Origin of the sequence: Streptomyces sp. NPDC002793 (assembly GCF_040295485.1) — a bacterium.
Classification (GTDB): domain Bacteria; phylum Actinomycetota; class Actinomycetes; order Streptomycetales; family Streptomycetaceae; genus Streptomyces.
Genome location: NZ_JBEOVL010000056.1, coordinates 1 through 15,969, shown reverse-complemented (window position 1 = coordinate 15,969; position 15,969 = coordinate 1). Strand labels below are relative to the sequence as shown.

General features: G+C 67.7%; 12 protein-coding genes. 1 reads left to right on the top strand and 11 read right to left on the bottom strand.

The genetic code is table 11. The features are described 5' to 3' along the window. The first annotated feature begins 22 nt into the window (after window positions 1–22). The gene (locus tag ABT001_RS32310; RefSeq protein ID WP_351284884.1) at window positions 23–883 is read left to right on the top strand and encodes a 3-hydroxybutyryl-CoA dehydrogenase; all 861 of its coding nucleotides are present in this window, start codon (window positions 23–25) and stop codon (window positions 881–883) included. Window positions 884–1,564: 681 nt separating this feature from the next. On the opposite strand, the gene ABT001_RS32305 is transcribed toward ABT001_RS32310, so the two are convergent. The 11 genes from ABT001_RS32305 to ABT001_RS32255 form a co-directional block, all read right to left on the bottom strand. Further along, complete coding sequence (locus tag ABT001_RS32305; RefSeq protein ID WP_351284882.1) at window positions 1,565–2,620, bottom strand: methyltransferase; 1,056 nt, start codon at window positions 2,618–2,620, stop codon at window positions 1,565–1,567. An 11-nt stretch (window positions 2,621–2,631) separates the two neighbouring features. After that, window positions 2,632–3,825: a cytochrome P450 gene (locus tag ABT001_RS32300; RefSeq protein WP_351284880.1), complete on the bottom strand. Its 1,194-nt coding sequence runs from the start codon at window positions 3,823–3,825 to the stop codon at window positions 2,632–2,634. Between the two features lie 44 nt (window positions 3,826–3,869). After that, window positions 3,870–5,063, bottom strand: coding sequence for a cytochrome P450 (locus tag ABT001_RS32295; protein WP_351284879.1), 1,194 nt, complete (start codon window positions 5,061–5,063; stop codon window positions 3,870–3,872). Window positions 5,064–5,394: 331 nt separating this feature from the next. Beyond that, complete coding sequence (locus ABT001_RS32290; RefSeq protein WP_351284878.1) at window positions 5,395–6,237, bottom strand: ABC transporter permease; 843 nt, start codon at window positions 6,235–6,237, stop codon at window positions 5,395–5,397. Next, window positions 6,234–7,124: an ABC transporter ATP-binding protein gene (locus ABT001_RS32285; protein WP_502967559.1), complete on the bottom strand. Its 891-nt coding sequence runs from the start codon at window positions 7,122–7,124 to the stop codon at window positions 6,234–6,236. Before ABT001_RS32285 ends, ABT001_RS32290 begins: the two co-directional genes overlap by 4 nt. Before the next feature lie 235 nt (window positions 7,125–7,359). After that, on the bottom strand, window positions 7,360–8,211 hold the full coding sequence (locus ABT001_RS32280) for a DUF4097 family beta strand repeat-containing protein (RefSeq protein ID WP_351284875.1): 852 nt from the start codon (window positions 8,209–8,211) through the stop codon (window positions 7,360–7,362). A gap of 34 nt (window positions 8,212–8,245) precedes the next feature. Then, complete coding sequence (locus ABT001_RS32275) at window positions 8,246–8,761, bottom strand: toxin-antitoxin system HicB family antitoxin (protein WP_351284874.1); 516 nt, start codon at window positions 8,759–8,761, stop codon at window positions 8,246–8,248. Window positions 8,762–8,928: 167 nt separating this feature from the next. Further along, window positions 8,929–10,128 carry a cytochrome P450 gene (locus ABT001_RS32270; RefSeq protein WP_351284873.1) on the bottom strand — a complete coding sequence of 400 codons (1,200 nt, stop codon included), beginning with the start codon at window positions 10,126–10,128 and terminating at the stop codon, window positions 8,929–8,931. 25 nt (window positions 10,129–10,153) lie between these two features. Then, a complete protein-coding gene (locus ABT001_RS32265) occupies window positions 10,154–10,369 on the bottom strand; it encodes an MbtH family protein (protein WP_351284871.1) in 216 nt (71 codons plus the stop codon). Next, complete coding sequence (locus tag ABT001_RS32260) at window positions 10,366–11,670, bottom strand: lysine N(6)-hydroxylase/L-ornithine N(5)-oxygenase family protein (protein WP_351284869.1); 1,305 nt, start codon at window positions 11,668–11,670, stop codon at window positions 10,366–10,368. Before ABT001_RS32260 ends, ABT001_RS32265 begins: the two co-directional genes overlap by 4 nt. A 63-nt stretch (window positions 11,671–11,733) precedes the next feature. After that, the coding region (locus ABT001_RS32255) for a non-ribosomal peptide synthetase (protein WP_351284868.1) at window positions 11,734–15,969 on the bottom strand (4,236 nt) is incomplete at its 5' end.

Here is a 15,969-nt window from a genome sequence, read left to right as displayed (position 1 = left end):
AAGGCACGAGGTGACGGACTCTATGGCCGACATTGCACGCGTCGGAGTGGTGGGCTGTGGCCAAATGGGCGCAGGCATCGCGGAGGTATGCGCTCGCAGCGGCCTCGAGGTCAAGGTGGCCGAGACCACCGGCGAGGCGCTGGAGATAGGGCGTACCCGGCTGCACAACTCCCTCTCCAAGGCCGCCGAACGCGGCAAGATCACCGTGGAGGAGCGCGACGAGACCCTCGCCCGCCTCAGCTTCACCACCGACCTCGGAGAGTTCGCCGACCGCGATCTCGTGATCGAGGCCGTCGTGGAGAACGAGCAGGTCAAGACCGAGATCTTCCAGGTCCTCGACCAGGTGGTGACACGGCCGGACGCGATCCTCGCCTCGAACACCTCCTCCATCCCGCTCGTGAAGCTGGCCGTGGCGACATCCCGGCCGGACCAGGTCATCGGGATCCACTTCTTCAACCCGGCTCCGGTGCAGCGGCTCGTCGAGCTGATCCCCGCGCTGACGACGTCCGACGCGACGATCAAGCGCGCCGAAGCTGTCGTGCACGACGTGCTCGACAAGCACGCGATCCGCGCCCAGGACCGTTCGGGCTTCGTCGTCAACGCCCTGCTGATCCCGTACCTGCTCTCCGCGATCCGGATGTTCGAGTCGGGCATCGCCAGCCGTGAGGACATCGACAACGGCATGGAGATGGGCTGCGCCCACCCGATGGGGCCGCTCAAACTCGCCGACCTGATCGGCCTGGACACCGTGGCCTCGGTCGCCGACTCGATGTACGCGGAGTACAAGGAGCCGCTGTACGCCGCTCCCCCGCTGCTCCAGCGGATGGTGGACGCGGGGCGGCTCGGCCGCAAGACGGGGTCGGGCTTCTACCCGTACGACTGACCGCCTGTTTGCGGGCCCGGCGCTCACGCCGCCGGGCCCGCGGGGGCACGTTCTCCGAGGTCAGGACCGTGTGCGGCCCCGACGAACCTCGTCTTCTACTGCCGACCCGACGCCGTGCCGGAGCGCTATGGAGCGACGGCGCGGATGCGCGGCCCCGATGCCCTGGGCCTTTCAGCGCTGTCACAGCCTTCCGTGCTTGTACTGCAAAAAGTCCCTCGGATGTCCCTCCGACAGAGCTGAAAGTCCCTGAAAAGTCCCTGGCGACTCGGACCCCGGACCTACGCATTACGAGACCATGAGTGTTCATGCTGCGTAGTGCCTCGTCGTGCTGTCCGGTGACGTTTTGCCTGATCAGAGCACGTGCGACAGGTTGCCCGTGCTACCACGTGATGCACGGTCCAAAGGCGTCTGTCCACCGGCTGCCACCGGTGGAGTTGCTGCAGAGCCGCCAGAGACACCGCCCGAGCGCACAAGCGCAGCTATTCAGAGGACCAGCAGGACAACCAGGATGTTTTGTCGGGCCCACACAAACTGCGGTTGCCCGAGGATTCGCCCCAGAGGCGACACGTGTGCCTGAACCGTGCCAACTCGTGCTGAAAACATCAGCAGAAGGCCTGCCCCCTACACACGGAGGCAGAGCCGGCAGCTGGCGGCGGCTCTGCCTCGGGTGTGTGACGGTCGTCAGGTGGGGGTGCCCTCGATCACGTGATAGTCCGGCATGCCCGTGGGGACCGGCACGGCCACGGTCGCCGAGAGGGCGAAGCCTGCCGCGTCGAGCAGGTCGGCGTACTCGTCCCGGGTGCGCTCCCGCCCGCCGGTGAAGACCAGGTTGTTGAGGTCCGTGAGCCCGTACGCGGCGGACTCGTCCGGAGTCAGGACCGGTGGCATGAGCGTCTCCACCAGGAGCAGCCGGCTTGTCGGGGTCATTCCCGCACGGCAGTTGCGCAGCAGCGCGGTCGCCTTCTCGTCGCCCCAGTCGCGGACGACGTTGTTCAGGACGAAGGCGTCGGCTCCGGCCGCTACCGGCTTCGTGAGGTCGCCGACCACGACCTCGCACCGGTCCGCGACGCCCGCCGCGCCCAGTGCGGCTGCCGCCCGCTCCAGTGCGTCCGGCTGGTCGTAGAGCACTCCCCGCAGACCCGGCACCGCGCCGAGGACCGCCGCGATCAAGGTGCCCTCATCACCACCGAAGTCGGCGACCGTGTGGAACTGCGAGAAGTCGTATGCGCCGACGACCCCGGACGCGAACTCACGGGCCGCCTGCGCCATGCCCGCGCGCAGCTTCGCCGACAGTTCCGGGTGCCGCAGCATCGCCTCGTGGGCCGTCAGGCCGGTGCCGGGATCCCGGGCGGGCGCTCCGCTCCGCACGACGGTCGACAGCTCGCCCCAGGCCCGCCACAGCTCCGGGGCTGTGGAGAGCACGATGTCGTCCCGCTCAGAGACCGGCACGTCGGCCCTCAGCCGGTTGCCGAGCTCCGTGAGGGAGAAGCGCTCGGTGTCGTGCTGGGTGACCACGCCCAGTCCGGCGAGTGCTCTGAGCAGTCTACGCAGGGCTGCCGAGTCCGTGCCCGTCTCCTTGGCGACGCTCTCGTAGGTACGCGGGCCGTCTCCGAGCACGTCCGCGACGCCCAGTTCCGCGGCGGCGTAGAGCACTTGCGCGGGCACGTAGCCGAGGGTCATCTGGGTCAGCGACTGTTCCATGGGGGCGGGTTCCGCTTCCCCTCCGTTGGCGGACAAGCCTTTTCCTCTCAAGAGGTGCGCAGAGTGAGCGTGTTGACCCCGATCATGTCGGGAGTCGGGAAGAACGTGGGCGGCGTGGCCGGGTCGGTCTTGAGCACCGGGAAGCGGTCGAACAGGGCGTTCAGCGCGATACGGCCCTCGAGCCGGGCCAGCCCGGCTCCGATGCAGAAGTGGATACCGCGGCCGAAGCCGAAGTGCGGGTTGGGATCCCGGGCGGGGTTGTACGTCTCGGGGTCGTCGAACTGGCGGGGATCACGGTTCCCCGCGCCCAGCCAGAGCATGACGATCTGATCCTTGGGAATGAGCTGCCCGGCGATCTCCACATCTGCGCTGGTTCCCCGGGCGAGCGCCGCCGACGGGGACAGCAGCCGCAGCGCCTCCTCGATGGCGCCCGGCACCAGTGACCTGTCCGCACGGACCTTCGCGGCCACCTCCGGGTAGGCGTCCAGGCACAGGGCCGTGTTGCCGAGCAGCATGGTGGTGGTGATGTGGCCCGTTACGAGCAGAATGTTCGCGACGTTCACGATCTCGTTGTCGGTGAGGCGTTCACCGTCGACCTCGGCCAAGGCCAGATGCGTGAGCAGGTCCTCGCGAGGGTTGCGCCGGCGCTCGGTGACATGCCCGGCCATGTAGTCCAGCAGCGGCCGCAGTCGGTCCGTGGCATCGCGAACGTCCTTCTCGCCCTGCTCGCTGTCGTCGAGGAACGAGAACCCGCTGAAGCCCTCGATGATGTCGTCTGCCCACTTCTTGAACAGATCGCGGTCACTGGCCGGGACGCCGAGCAGCTCGGCGATGACGATGACCGGCAGCGGGTATGCGAGATCGGCGGCGATCTCGATCTCGGGCTTGCCGTCCACCGCGTCGAGCAGTTCGCCGGTGATCGTGGCGACCCGCGATTCCATGGCAGCGACTAGCTTGGGGGTGAACGCCCGGCTGACGAGCTGCCGGTACTTGCGGTGGATGGGCGGGTCCATCTGCGACATGTCGCCCTCGAGTAGCGGGGCGTCGACAGAGACGGGAAGGAGATGCGCCAGGTTGGACGTGAACGTCCCGTGGTTGTTGAGTATTTCCAGCGCCTCGGGATATCCGTAGACGTTCCACAGGCCCTGGGACTCGTCGAACTCCACTGGAGACGGGGGCCGTTGTCCGCGCAGCCAGAGATGGTCGGGATGAATGTTCCACCGGTCGACGACAGTCGTCATCACGTTTCTCCCTATTGAAGTCCTACGGATTGCTGCGTGACGACCTACTGGGTGACGACGGGGAGTGTGGCCACGCCGCTGGCATCCACCACCTGTAGGAACGACGGCGGGTTCGCCGGGTCGGTCCGCAGAGTGGGCAAGCGGTCCAGCAGGATTTCCACTGCCGCCTTGCTTTCCATTCGGGCCAACTGCCGGCCCACGCAGAAATGGATGCCGCGCCCCAGACCGAGGTGCGCGTTGGGGGATCGCCCCGCGTCGAACATGTCCGGGTCCTCGAATTGCCGCTCGTCGCGGTTGGCCGCTCCGGTCCACACGATGAGCAACTGGTCCTTGGGGATGACCTGCCCGGCCACTTCCACATCAGTGTTGGTCGCCCGGCCGACACCGCAGATGGGGCTCATGTACCGCATGGATTCCTCGAGCAGCGGCGGCACCAGCGAACGGTCCGCCCGCACACGCGCCCCCTGCTCGGGGAAGGCGTCCATGCACAGCACGGTGTTGGCAATCAGCATGGCCGTGGTGAGGTGACCGTTGACCAGCAGCCGGTTGGCGATGTTGGAGATCTGACTGTCATTCAGACGCTCACCGTCCACCTCCGCGTGCACGAGCTGGCTGATCAGATCCTCACGGGGACGCTTCCTACTCTCGGCGGCCCGCTCGTGCCAGTAATCGCGCATCTCCCAGAGCAGCTCCAGCTCCTTCTCGAGCTCCTGCTCCTGCTCCAGGACGGTCTCGGGCGACTCGAACTTCTCCGAGCCGTCGAGCATCTTGTCCATCCACTGCCGAAACAGGGCCCGGTCACTCCCCGGGACGCCCAGCAGATCGGAGATCATGATCAGCGGCAGCGGCGCCGCGAACTCCGCCACCAGATCGAACTGGCTCTTCCCCTCGATGTCATCGAGCAGTTCGTGGACGATCCCGTGCACCTGGGACTCGAGCTTGGCCACGAGACCCGGGGTGAACGCGTGATCGACAAGTCCGCGCAGTTTGCGGTGCTTCGGCGGGTCCGTGTGACTGAAGTCGCCCTCGACTATCGACTCGTCGAGCTTGATGGGATCCAGCCGCATGGTGTCGCTGGAAAAGGTCTTGGGGTTGCCGAGTATCGCAGCCGACTCGGGATAACCGTAAACATTCCACAGCTGCAACTCTTCGTCATAGTCAACAATTTTTTCCGGCCGCTTTCCACGCAGCCAGAAATGGCCGGGATGGAACTCCCACTGGTCGACGGGCGAGGTCACAGGTGTGTCCTTCCGTGAAAGAGTCATGAACGCCGAGCCACTCCTGCATCTGGCCCTTGCGCTGCATGCGGTGCCTATGGGCCGAATGCGACCGAGAGCGCTACGAGCGGTCGGGGCGTGAGAATGGGCACCGAATTCAGCGTGCTGTTCCAGTGTTCAAGCGCTTCCTGGCCGGTGTCAAGGTTCACTTGAGTTCTCCACGGCTTTTTCCTGTCCTGGCGACGGGACATGGTTCAGGGTGTGCGCGTGTTTGCTCCCGGAGGCGCAACTTGCCTTTATCACAGGGAAATTCCACTGTCGCGCCATCGCGCCGCACAGGACGTGGAATGGGTCAGCCGACCCGCTGCAGGGCCTTCTCCCGGCGCTCGGCCATGGTCGACCCGGACTCACGCCGGGCCATGCGGCGCAGCACGATGGGCGCGAGGACGAGACCGATGGCGGCCCAGGCTCCCAGCACGCCGACGGTCTCCAGATGGCGCCAGGAATCGGCGATCTCGACGGTGACCGCACTGTCGGGCAGCAATGCCGAACGCATGCCGAGTCCGAGCCAGTAGATCGGGAAGACCTGGGCGATCCATTGCACCCATTCCGGCATGGAGGTAACCGGGTAGAAGATCCCGGAGGTTCCGATCATCGCGAGGATCGGGAGCGTGAGCAGCCCCTGGCTGCGGGCGCTGCTGAACACCGATCCCAGCACCGCGCCGATCGGCAGGGTGGCCACCAGGCCCAGAACCAGCACCCAGACCAGTGTGAGCCAGGAACTCAGGCTACCGATCGTGAGTCCGGGAATGATGAACAGGCCGGGTACGAGGAAGATAGCAAGGTCGACGATGACGCCGCCCGACACCGAGATGATTTTGCCGATCAGATAGGCTGGCATCCCGTTCGGCGTCGCCTTGGCGCGCAGCAGGGTCCCGTCCTCCCGCTCTGCGGTGAGCAGCTGACTCATGGACACCATGGCCATCGCGGCGTTCATACCGAGGATGCCGGGCAGCACCAGGGTGCCGAGTTCGAATCCGGTGCTGCCGAAGGACACGTCCCGCAGGAAGAACGTCACGATCAGCATCAGCACGGGCCAGAAGAAGTGGTTGAACAGGTCCCCACCGTTGGTGAACGACTGGCGCAGTTCGATCAGGCCGCGGGACCAGCCCGCTCGCAGTGCTGTCTCGTTCATCGGGTCACGTCCCCTGACTCACTCACGGCGTCTGTGTCTGCTGCGTGTTCACCGGCCGGCTGTCCTACCAGTGAGAGATAGGTGTCCTCGAGCGTCGCCTTCCGGACTTCGAGGTCCGTGATGTCCTCGCCGTACTGCCGGAACAACTCGAAGGCAAACTTGGTGGATTCGCCGGTCGAGCGCACGAAGTCGCGGCCGTCACGAGACCAGCGCACGGTGTCCTCGCCGACGATCCGCTCGGCGAGCTCCTGAACCGTACCGTCGGCGATGATCTGCCCGCCGTTGAGGATCATGATGCGGTCGGCGAGCTTCTGGGCCTCGTGCAGATCGTGGGTGGTCAGCACGATCGTTGTGTCCTGCTCATCGGCGAGACGGTCGACGAGGTCGTGGAACTCGCGCCGGGCCACGGGGTCGAGGCCGGCGGTGGGCTCGTCGAGGAAGAGCAGTTCGGGACGGCCCACGATGCCGACCGCGACGTCCAGCCTGCGGCGCTGACCGCCGGAGAGCATCCGGACCTTCTTGTCCGCCTGCGCGGTCAGCCCGACTGCGGCGACGAGCTCGTCCGGGTCCCACGGCCGCTTGATCTGCTCGGTGGAGTAGCGGGCGTAGTACATGCCGAGGTGCGCCAGCAGCTCGCGCACCCGCCATCTGCCGTGGTCCCGCCACGACTGGAGCACCACACCGACCCGGGCCCGCCAGTGTTCGTCGCCGTGCGCCGGATCGGTGCCCAGCACCTCGACCCGGCCGGCCGACCGCATACGGAACCCCTCGAGGATCTCGAGCGTGGTGGTCTTGCCCGCCCCGTTCGGTCCGAGCAGGCACACCACCTCACCGTGGTGCACCCGGAGATTCACGTCCTTGAGGACCTCGGTCGTGCCGTAGCGCATGCGCAAGCCATCGACATCCAGCACAACCCTCTCGCGCGTTGTCATAATTGATCCCTCATCTTCACGCGTGTCTCTCCGGGTGGGGGCCTGGTTCGGGTGGCGGCCCGGGAACCGCGGGGGATTCGGTCCTCGGGCCGCCGGGGCCGTCGGCGGGATGTTGGTCATGCGTCCGCCGGGGCCCTGTCTCGTTGCGGCAGCGGCCGGTGAGCCGACCGCTGCCGTGTTCGCGGAATCGTCAGGAGCGGCGGATGACGATGTCGCCGCTGTAGGTGCGGACGCGCACTTCGACGATCTCGTCGGACTTCGCGGGGCCCTCGACGACCTTCAGGGAGTTGCGGACCGCGCCGGACAGCGTGCTCACGTCCAGCTTCGCCGCGGTGCCTTCCTTGATGCCAATCTCGATCTCGGCGGACGAGGCCGTCACCACGACCGAGCCGCGGATGACCTCGCCGATCCGGATGCTGCCATGGGCGGTCTTGGCCTCGACGCTTCCGTGCGCCCGCTCGACATGGAAGTCGCCGTTCATCCCGGTCAGGCGCAGGTTTCCGGTGACGTCGCCGATTCTGGCCTCGCCCTGGTCGTTGCCGATCAGAGCCGCTCCGTCGATCTCTTCGACGCGTACGCCTCCGGAGCCGTTGACGACCTTGGCGTTGCCGACCACCCGGGTCACATGGATCTCGCCCCGGGACGTGGTGAGCCGGAGCGGTCCGGTCTCCTGCAGGCGGATGTCGCTGTGCGCGGCCTCGAACCGGCACTCGCCGAGGCGGCCTTCGCCGCGCAGCGTCACCCAGGACGAACTGCCGTGCACATGGGACCCCTCGGGCAGCTCGATCACGACGTCGACGGAGCCGGCGCGACGCGACATGCCGGGCCAGAGGAGCATCTGCGCCGGCGCCTTGATCTGCAACTTGCCCTGCGCGTAGTCGATCTTCGCCCCTTCCGCGGCCTTGACGTCGGCGGCATTGGAGCTGTCCGTCGGGCGGACGTCGACGACCGTGTCGGTCCGTCGGCTCGCCGTGATGGCGATATCGCCCGTGGAGATCTCGATCCTGGCGGAGATCGGTTCGGGGGTGTCGAAAGTGGGCATGTCAGCCTTCCGTGGTGAGCCGCTTGCGTGTGCGCTACCGCACCCAGCCGACGTTGTACTGGTCCCCCGGTGGCGCTCGCCGCTCGGAGCGGCCGGCGCCGTTGAGGGTCGCGGTGACGGCCCGGACGAGCCAGGCATTGACCGAGATCCCTTCCCTGCCGGCGGCTTCTTCGATCCGCGCCTTGAGGTGCTCGGGCAGGCGGAAGTTGATACGCGCCGGGGCGCCCTCCTCCTCAGCCGTCGGGATCACGATGCCGTTTCCGGAGGATGGATCGCCGGTCAGGAAGTCCTCGATACCGAGGCCGGATGTCGGCGGCGTCACCACGAAGGTCGGTTCCACGCCACGCAGACGAAGGTCGACCGCCCCGGGCGCGAGATCACGGGAGATCTCGTCCGCGGCGGTCGACAGGGCGTCCAGCAGGGTGAGCCGGACGGACGCGTCCAGCGGGGACACAAGGCGCTCCGCCACCCCGAGGCTCTCCTCGCCGGTGGCCTCCGCCGCGAGCAGGAACTCGCGACGGAGGTGGTCGACGTACGGCGTCAAATTCATAACGCCATAGTGGCACACACATGGCGCCACACACAAGCGATTGCCGCCACTGACAGTCAGGGGCAGGCAATCCGCGCAGCATCTGCCTCGTTTTCGATGACAACCAGGCTGCGCCACGATGGCGTCACCCTGGCCGCTTCTGACCGGCTCGGCCCGACCGACCGTGACTATGACGACGAGGTCCGCAGCGGGAGTGTGCTGACGCCGGTCGTGTCGAAGCCCGGCATGAACGTCGGCGGCTTGTCCGGGTCGGTGAGCAGCTCCGGGAACCGGTCGAAGAGAAGGTTGAGCGCGACCCTCCCCTCCATCCTGGCCAGCGGACCGCCGAGGCAGAAGTGGATGCCCCTGCCGAACCCGAGGTGCGGGTTGGGCCCACGCGTCATGTCGAACACGTCCGGTTCGGCGAACTGGCGGACGTCACGGTTCGCCGCCCCGTACCAGACCATGACCATCTGGTCGGCCGAGAGCCGCTGCCCGGCGATCTCCACCTCCCTGGTGGTGGCCCGGTACGTGGCCGCCACCGGGCTCAGAAACCGCATCGACTCCTCGAGCAGCCCCGGCACGAGCGAGCGGTCCTCCCGGACGCGCGCGGCCTGGTCGGGATAACTGTCCAGGCACAGAACCGTGTTGCCGATCAGCATCGTGGTCGTCAGGTACCCCGCGATCAGCAGCATCTTCGCGAAGTTGACGATGTGGTTGTCGGTCAGCCGCCCGCCGTTGAGATCCGCCTGGATGAGCCTGCCCAGCAGATCGTCCTGCGGCCGCCGCCGGCACTCGGCCGTGTGCTCGCGAAGGTACTCGAGCATCTTGCGCATCGGCGCCATGCTGGCCTCGAAGATGCGCTCCTGGTCCTCGGCATCGTCCTCCATCGACACATCACCGAGGCTGTGGACCATCTCCGTCATCCACCGCTCGAACAGATGGCGGTCGCTGCTCGGAATGGTCAGCAGCTCGGCCACCACGGTCACGGGGAGCGGGTACGCCAGACTGCTCATCAGGTCGAACTCGTCCTGGTCGGCCACCGCGTCGAGCAACTCGTGGGTGAGAGCGGTGATCCGCGGTTCGAGGTCGGCCACGACCTTCGGGGTGAAGGCGTGGCTTACCAGCTTGCGCAGCTCACGGTGGTCCGGCGGATCCGTTTGCAGCAGATCGCCTTCCGTGAACGACTCGTCTGCGCCCATGGGGAGCAGACGGGCCATGTGGGACGAGAACGTCCCCGGGTCACCGAGGACGTCGATCGCCTCGGGATAGCCGTAGACGTTCCACGCGTTCATCTTCTCGTCGAACTCAACCGGCTGCTCCGGTCGGCGCCCGTACAGCCAGAAATGCTCGGGGTGGATACCCCATCGCTCGGCCGGAGTTGTCATGGGAATTCTCCTTCAACGCGTTCTGTCAGTCCCCGGCCATGGCCTCACGCAGGCTCCTCGGCCGTATGTCGACCCAGTTCGCCTCCACGTATGCGAGGCATTCCTTCCGGCTGCTCTCGCCGAAGGCAATCTGCCAGCCGTCCGGCACCGGGGCGAAGGACGGCCACAGCGAATGCTGGTCCTCGTCGTTCACCAGCACGTGGAACCGGCCGTTGTCGTCGTCGAACGGGTTGGTGCTCATTCGTTGATTCCTTTCTCATGGGCGCCGGATCGCCGGGCAGCGATCGAGTGCGCGATCTCGCCGCTGCGGACGGCTATGTTCGACAGGAGCGACGACGCGAGCCCGTGCGTGTGCTCCGTCCCGCCCTGCAGATAGATCCCGCAGTCGAGTTCCGGGGTCGTGACCAGCCGGTAGTCGCGGCCGACGCGGTGCCGGCCCTGGGTGTCGTGGACGCAGTAGGCGTCGAGCTCGCCGAGGATCTCGGCCGGGTCCATCGGGTCGTAGCCGGTGGCGCAGACCAGGACGTCGACGTCCAGGTCGTAGGACTCCTCGCTGACCAGCGAGTGCACAGTGATGCGGGTTTCGCTGCCGACTCGCTTGACGTCGACCACCCGGGCCAGGTTGAGGAATTCCAGCCGGTCACCCTTGCTGAAATCCTCCTCGTAGGCCCGCTCGTACAGGCCCCGGATCACCTCGTCGTCGACCACCGAGTAATTCGTGTTCTTGTGGTAGTGCCATACGGCGTCCTTGGACCTTTGCGAGCCGTGGTAGTAGCTGTCCACGGCACCGGGGTCGAACACCTGGTTCGCGAACGGGGTGTCGTCGGCGATGGAGTAGCCGTAGGACGGGATGATCGCGGACACCTTGGCGTCCGGCAGGCTGTCGTAGAGGAACCTGACGATCTCGGCGGCACTCTGGCCGCCTCCGACGACCGCCACCCGTTTCAGCTCACCGCTGTTCCGCCGACGGAAGTTGTGCAGGAACTGAGAGCTGTGCCAGACGAATTCGTCGGGTTCCAGACCGACAGGCATCCTGGGGACCAGCCCGGTGGAGATGACGACGTTCCGCGCGTCGACCTGACGCGAGTCGCCGGCCGCGTCGCGCACCGTGACCCGTACGCGGTCGGCGGCCCCCGGTCCGGCAGCCGGTGCCGGTCCGATCGCGGTCACCTCCGAGTTGTAGGTGACCGGCTGCATCAGCTTCGACTCGGCCCACTCGAGGTAGTCGTGGAACTCCCGCCGGGTGGGGAAGAAGTCCTGGTTGTTGACGAACCTCGTGAGCCGCCCCACGTCGTGCAGATAGGAGATGAAGCTGAAATTCGACGCCGGATTGCGGAACGTGGCCAGGTCCTTCAGGAAGGAGACCTGCATCCTTGCCGACGGCAGCAGCATTCCGCGATGCCAGCCGAGAGACGGCTGGCGTTCGAAGAACGCGGATGTGACGGGGTCCGGGCTCTCTTCCAGGGCCACGGCGAGCGACAGGTTGGACGGTCCGAACCCGACGCCCACGACGTCGAGGATTTCTGGTTCACGCGATTCCATTGCTGTGTCCCCTCAGTGAAAAGCCGAACTGACCTGGCCCCGCCCGCGCGGTCGCCCCCCCCCTCAGTCCCCGGCGAGTTCTTGGCTGATGATCTTGCAGATCTCGGCTGCCGGTCCCGGCAGGTACAGGTCCTCATGGGCACTGTGGATGTCGTGCTGGTGCAGGGCACCGAGGATGTACGGACGCCACAGATCCGCGTACGAACCTTCCGGTTTCGGCACCGCGTTGAAGAGCAGGGCGTCACCGCGGTAGGTGGGCTCGACGAACTCGGCTACGAGGGCGGTGTAGTTGACGCCGATCGCCACCGCGTTGTCCACGAACGACTCGTAGTCGTCCGAGCCCGCCAGGCTTGTCAGGTGTTCCGCGAAGTAGTCGCGGAACTCGGTCTCGGTGGGCAGCGGCCGGCCGGCCAAGTAGCTGCTGGGAACGCTGTCCAGTAGGGCCAGCAGGGCCACTTCGTGTCCGCGCCGCTGGAGTTCGGCGGCCATCGCGTGCGCGAGCGTGCCGCCGCTGGAGAGCCCCATGAGGTGGAACGGGCCCTCGGGCTGGACGGCCAGCACCTCTGCCACGTAGTCGGCGATCATCGCCTCGATCGACTCGGGCAGCGCTGCCTTCCCGTCGAAGCCCTTCGCCTGCAGGCCGAGGACCGGCCGGTCCTCGGGGAGCAGGGTGGCGAAGCCCAGGTACGGCCAGCTTAGACCGCCACCGGGGTGGATCCACCACAACGGTTCTCTGGACCCCTCGCTCTTGAGGGTCAGTACCGGAGCGAACGGATCCGCACCCTCGTCCGCTCCGTTGCCCGATTCCAGATACGCGGCCAGCTCGGCGACGGTGGGCGACTGGAAGACCGCGCGTATTGGCAACTCGGCACCGAGCACCGCGCGGATGCGGGTGATGAGCCGGTTGACCAGCAGGGAGTGACCGCCGAGAGCGAAGAAGCTGTCGGCGACACCCACCTGGTCGAGGCCCAGTACCTCGGCGAACAGACCGCACAGGATGGCTTCTCGCGTGGTCCGTGGTGCCTGGCCGGTCGAGGTGCTCGCGTAGTCCGGAGCCGGCAGCGCACGCCGGTCCAGCTTCTTGCTCGCGGTCAGCGGCACCTCGTCGATGATCACGATCGCGGACGGCACCATGTGCTTCGGCAGCCGTTCGTGCAGACGGCTGCGCAGCTCGGCCGGGTCGACGCCGCCCGCACCCGGCACCACGTACCCGGCCAGCCGCCGGTCGCCCGGCCGGTCGTCGACCACGACGACGGCCTCCTCGACCTGGGGGAGCGCGCGCAGCGCCGATTCGATCTCACCGAGTTCGATCCGGAAGCCGCGGATCTTCACCTGCTCGTCCGTCCGGCCCCGGAAGACCAGGTCCCCGGCCGGCGTCCAGGCGACCACATCGCCCGTCCGGTACATCCGCTCGCCGGGCGTGCCGAACGGGCAGGCCACGAACCGTCCGGCCGTCAGATCCGGCCGGCCGACGTAGGCCCGCGCCACGCCCGGACCCGCGATGTACAGCTCACCGGCCACCCCGGGCAGTACCGGCCGCAGGGCGTCGTCGAGTACGTACACCCGGGTGTTCGCGACCGGGCGGCCGATCGGGCGGGCACCGCCGTCGCCCACGAGCGGCATGCTCATGGTGGCGCAGACGGTGATCTCTGTCGGCCCGTAGACGTTCACCAGGCGCCGGCCGGAGGACCAGGCGGCGACCAGCTCCGGCGGAGCCATCTCGCCGCCGATCACCAGGCAGGTCACGGTAGAGAACGATGCGACGGGCATCGCCGCGAGCATCGTGGGCGTGATCTGCACGTGCGTCACCCGGTGCGCGTCCACCGTCTCGGCCAGGGGCGTCCCGGGCACGAGCCGCTCGGCGTCGGCCAGCACCACGCTCGCACCTGACAGCAGTGCGGTGAACACCTCGCACAGCGACACGTCGAAGCTCGGTGAGACGAGCTGGAGCATGCGGCTGTCCGCGGTCATCTCGAGCCGGTCCACGTGCGAGGCCACCAGGGACGCCATTCCGCGGTGCGTGACGGAGACCCCCTTTGGCCTGCCCGTCGAGCCGGACGTGTAGATGACATAGGCGAGGTTGTCGACGGCCGCGGTGCTCCGGACGGCGCTGCCGTCGGTGCCCGGCAGCGGCTCGTCCACCCGCAGTCCGGGCACCGGCAGTCCGGACAGAGCTGCCTCGGTCGTCGCGTCCACGAGGGACAGGCAGGCCCCGGAGTCCGACACCATGAGCGCGATCCGGTCCGCCGGCACGGCGGAGTCGACGGGCAGGTACACGCCGCCGGCCTTCAGTACGGCCAGCAACGCGATCACCAGGTCCGGCGATCGGCGTACCGACACCGCCACCACCGACTCCAGTCCCACACCGCGCCGGATCAGTTCATGGGCCAGCTCGTTCGACCGGGTGTCGACCTCCTCGTAGGTCAGCTCCATGTCCTCGAAGAACACCGCGACGGCGTCCGGCGTCGCGGTGACCTGGCGGGCGAACTGTTCGGTGACGGTTCCCTCGGACACGGGCACAGCGGTGTCGTTGACCTCGACCAGCAGCCGGTTCCGTTCGGCGGGCAGCAGCACATCGACCAGCCCGAGCGGTACGTCCGGGTCCGCCGCGACATGGCGCAGGATCCGCGCGAAGCGTTCGGCGATGCCCTCGGCGGTGTCCTGGTCGAACAGGGACTGCTGGTACTGCATGGCCACCCGCAGATGAGGATCGGCCGTGGCGGCGATGCCGAGCGGGTAGTGGGTGCCGTTCTCCGCGCTGACCCGCGTGACGGAGATACCGGCAGCCGTGTTCGCCTCCGTGATGGCGGTGCGGTCGACGGGGAAGGACTCGAAGACGACGACGCTGTCGAACAGGACGGGCAGGCCGGTCGAGCGCTGGATGTCGGCCAGCCCGTGGTGGTGATGGTCCAGGAGCGCGGCCTGCCGGCTCTGCAGCGTGTTGAGCATCCGGCCGAGCGTGTCCCAGGGAGACAGCCGGACGCGTACCGGGAGGGTGTTGATGAACAGGCCGACCATCGAGTCCGCGTCCGGCACGGCCGGCGGCCTGCCCGACACGGTCGTGCCGAACACCACGTCCCGCCGTCCGGTCAGACCGGCGAGCACCATCGCCCAGGCACCTTGCAGCAGGGTGTTCAGCGTGACGCCCAACTCGGCGGCCCGGCGCGACAGTTCCTGGGAGACGTCCGGGGACAGCGGGACCTCCAGGTGCCCGACGCCGCCCTGACCGGCCTCGGCCGGGGCGTCCGGGGCGAGGAGCGTCGGTTCGTCGAGCCCGTCGAGCTCAGCCGCCCACGCCCGGTCGGAGGCTGCACGGTCCTGCCGCGACAGCCAGGTCAGGAAGTCCCGGTACCCGCGCACCTGCGGCAGTACGGAGGCGTCGCCGCCCGAGCCGTAGAGGCGCAGCAGGTCCTGGGTCAGCAGCGGCAGCGACCATCCGTCGAACAGCACATGGTGTGCGGTGAGGACCAGCTCTGCCTCCGCCGGGCCGGTCAGTACCAGCGACATGCGCAGCAACGGCGGTGCGGCCGGATCGAAGTGGGCGGCCTGGTCGTCGGCCAGGAGCCGCTGGAACGCAGCGTTCCGCTGTTCCTCATCTAGGTCACGCAGGTCGATCTCGTGCCACGGCAGCTCGACACCGTCCCGCAGGAGCTGTACACGGTCGCCGGCCAGATCGCTGACGAACGCGGTGCGCAGGTTGGCGTGCCGGTCGAGCAGGGCCTGCCCAGCCGCGCGCAGCCGGGCCGGGTCCACCTCGCCGGTCAGATGGTGCACGAGCTGTACGTGGTAGGCGTCGTAGCCGGATTCGGCGAGCTGGGACTGGAACAGCAGACCGGCCTGCAGATCCGTGAGCGGCCAGATGTCGCTCAGCCCCGGGTACTGCTTCTCCCAGGCCTCGATCTCGCTCTGGCGCACCGACATCAGCGGTACGTCGGACGGGGTCAGCCCGCCCGCCCCCGGCGTCGCGACATGACGGGCCAGAGCCTCCAGTCCAGCGCTCCACAGGTGCGCCAGCTCCTGCACCTCTTCGCGAGTGAGCAGGCCGGTGGGGAAGTCGAACCGGGCCTCCAGCTCCGAGCCCTGCGCCCGGTCGGTGACGTACGCGTTGATGTCCACCGTCGCCATGGCCGGCATGCCCGGATCGGTCGCCGTGACGAGTCCGGCCGCGTCGGCGGCCTCCGTCCAGCCGAGCCCGCGCAGCACTTCGGGCATGTCGGCGGAGGAGAAGCGGCCGAGGTAGTTGAAGGCGATCTGGCCGGTCGAGTGGGGCGCGAGGATGGCGCCGGTCTCGTCGTTGAG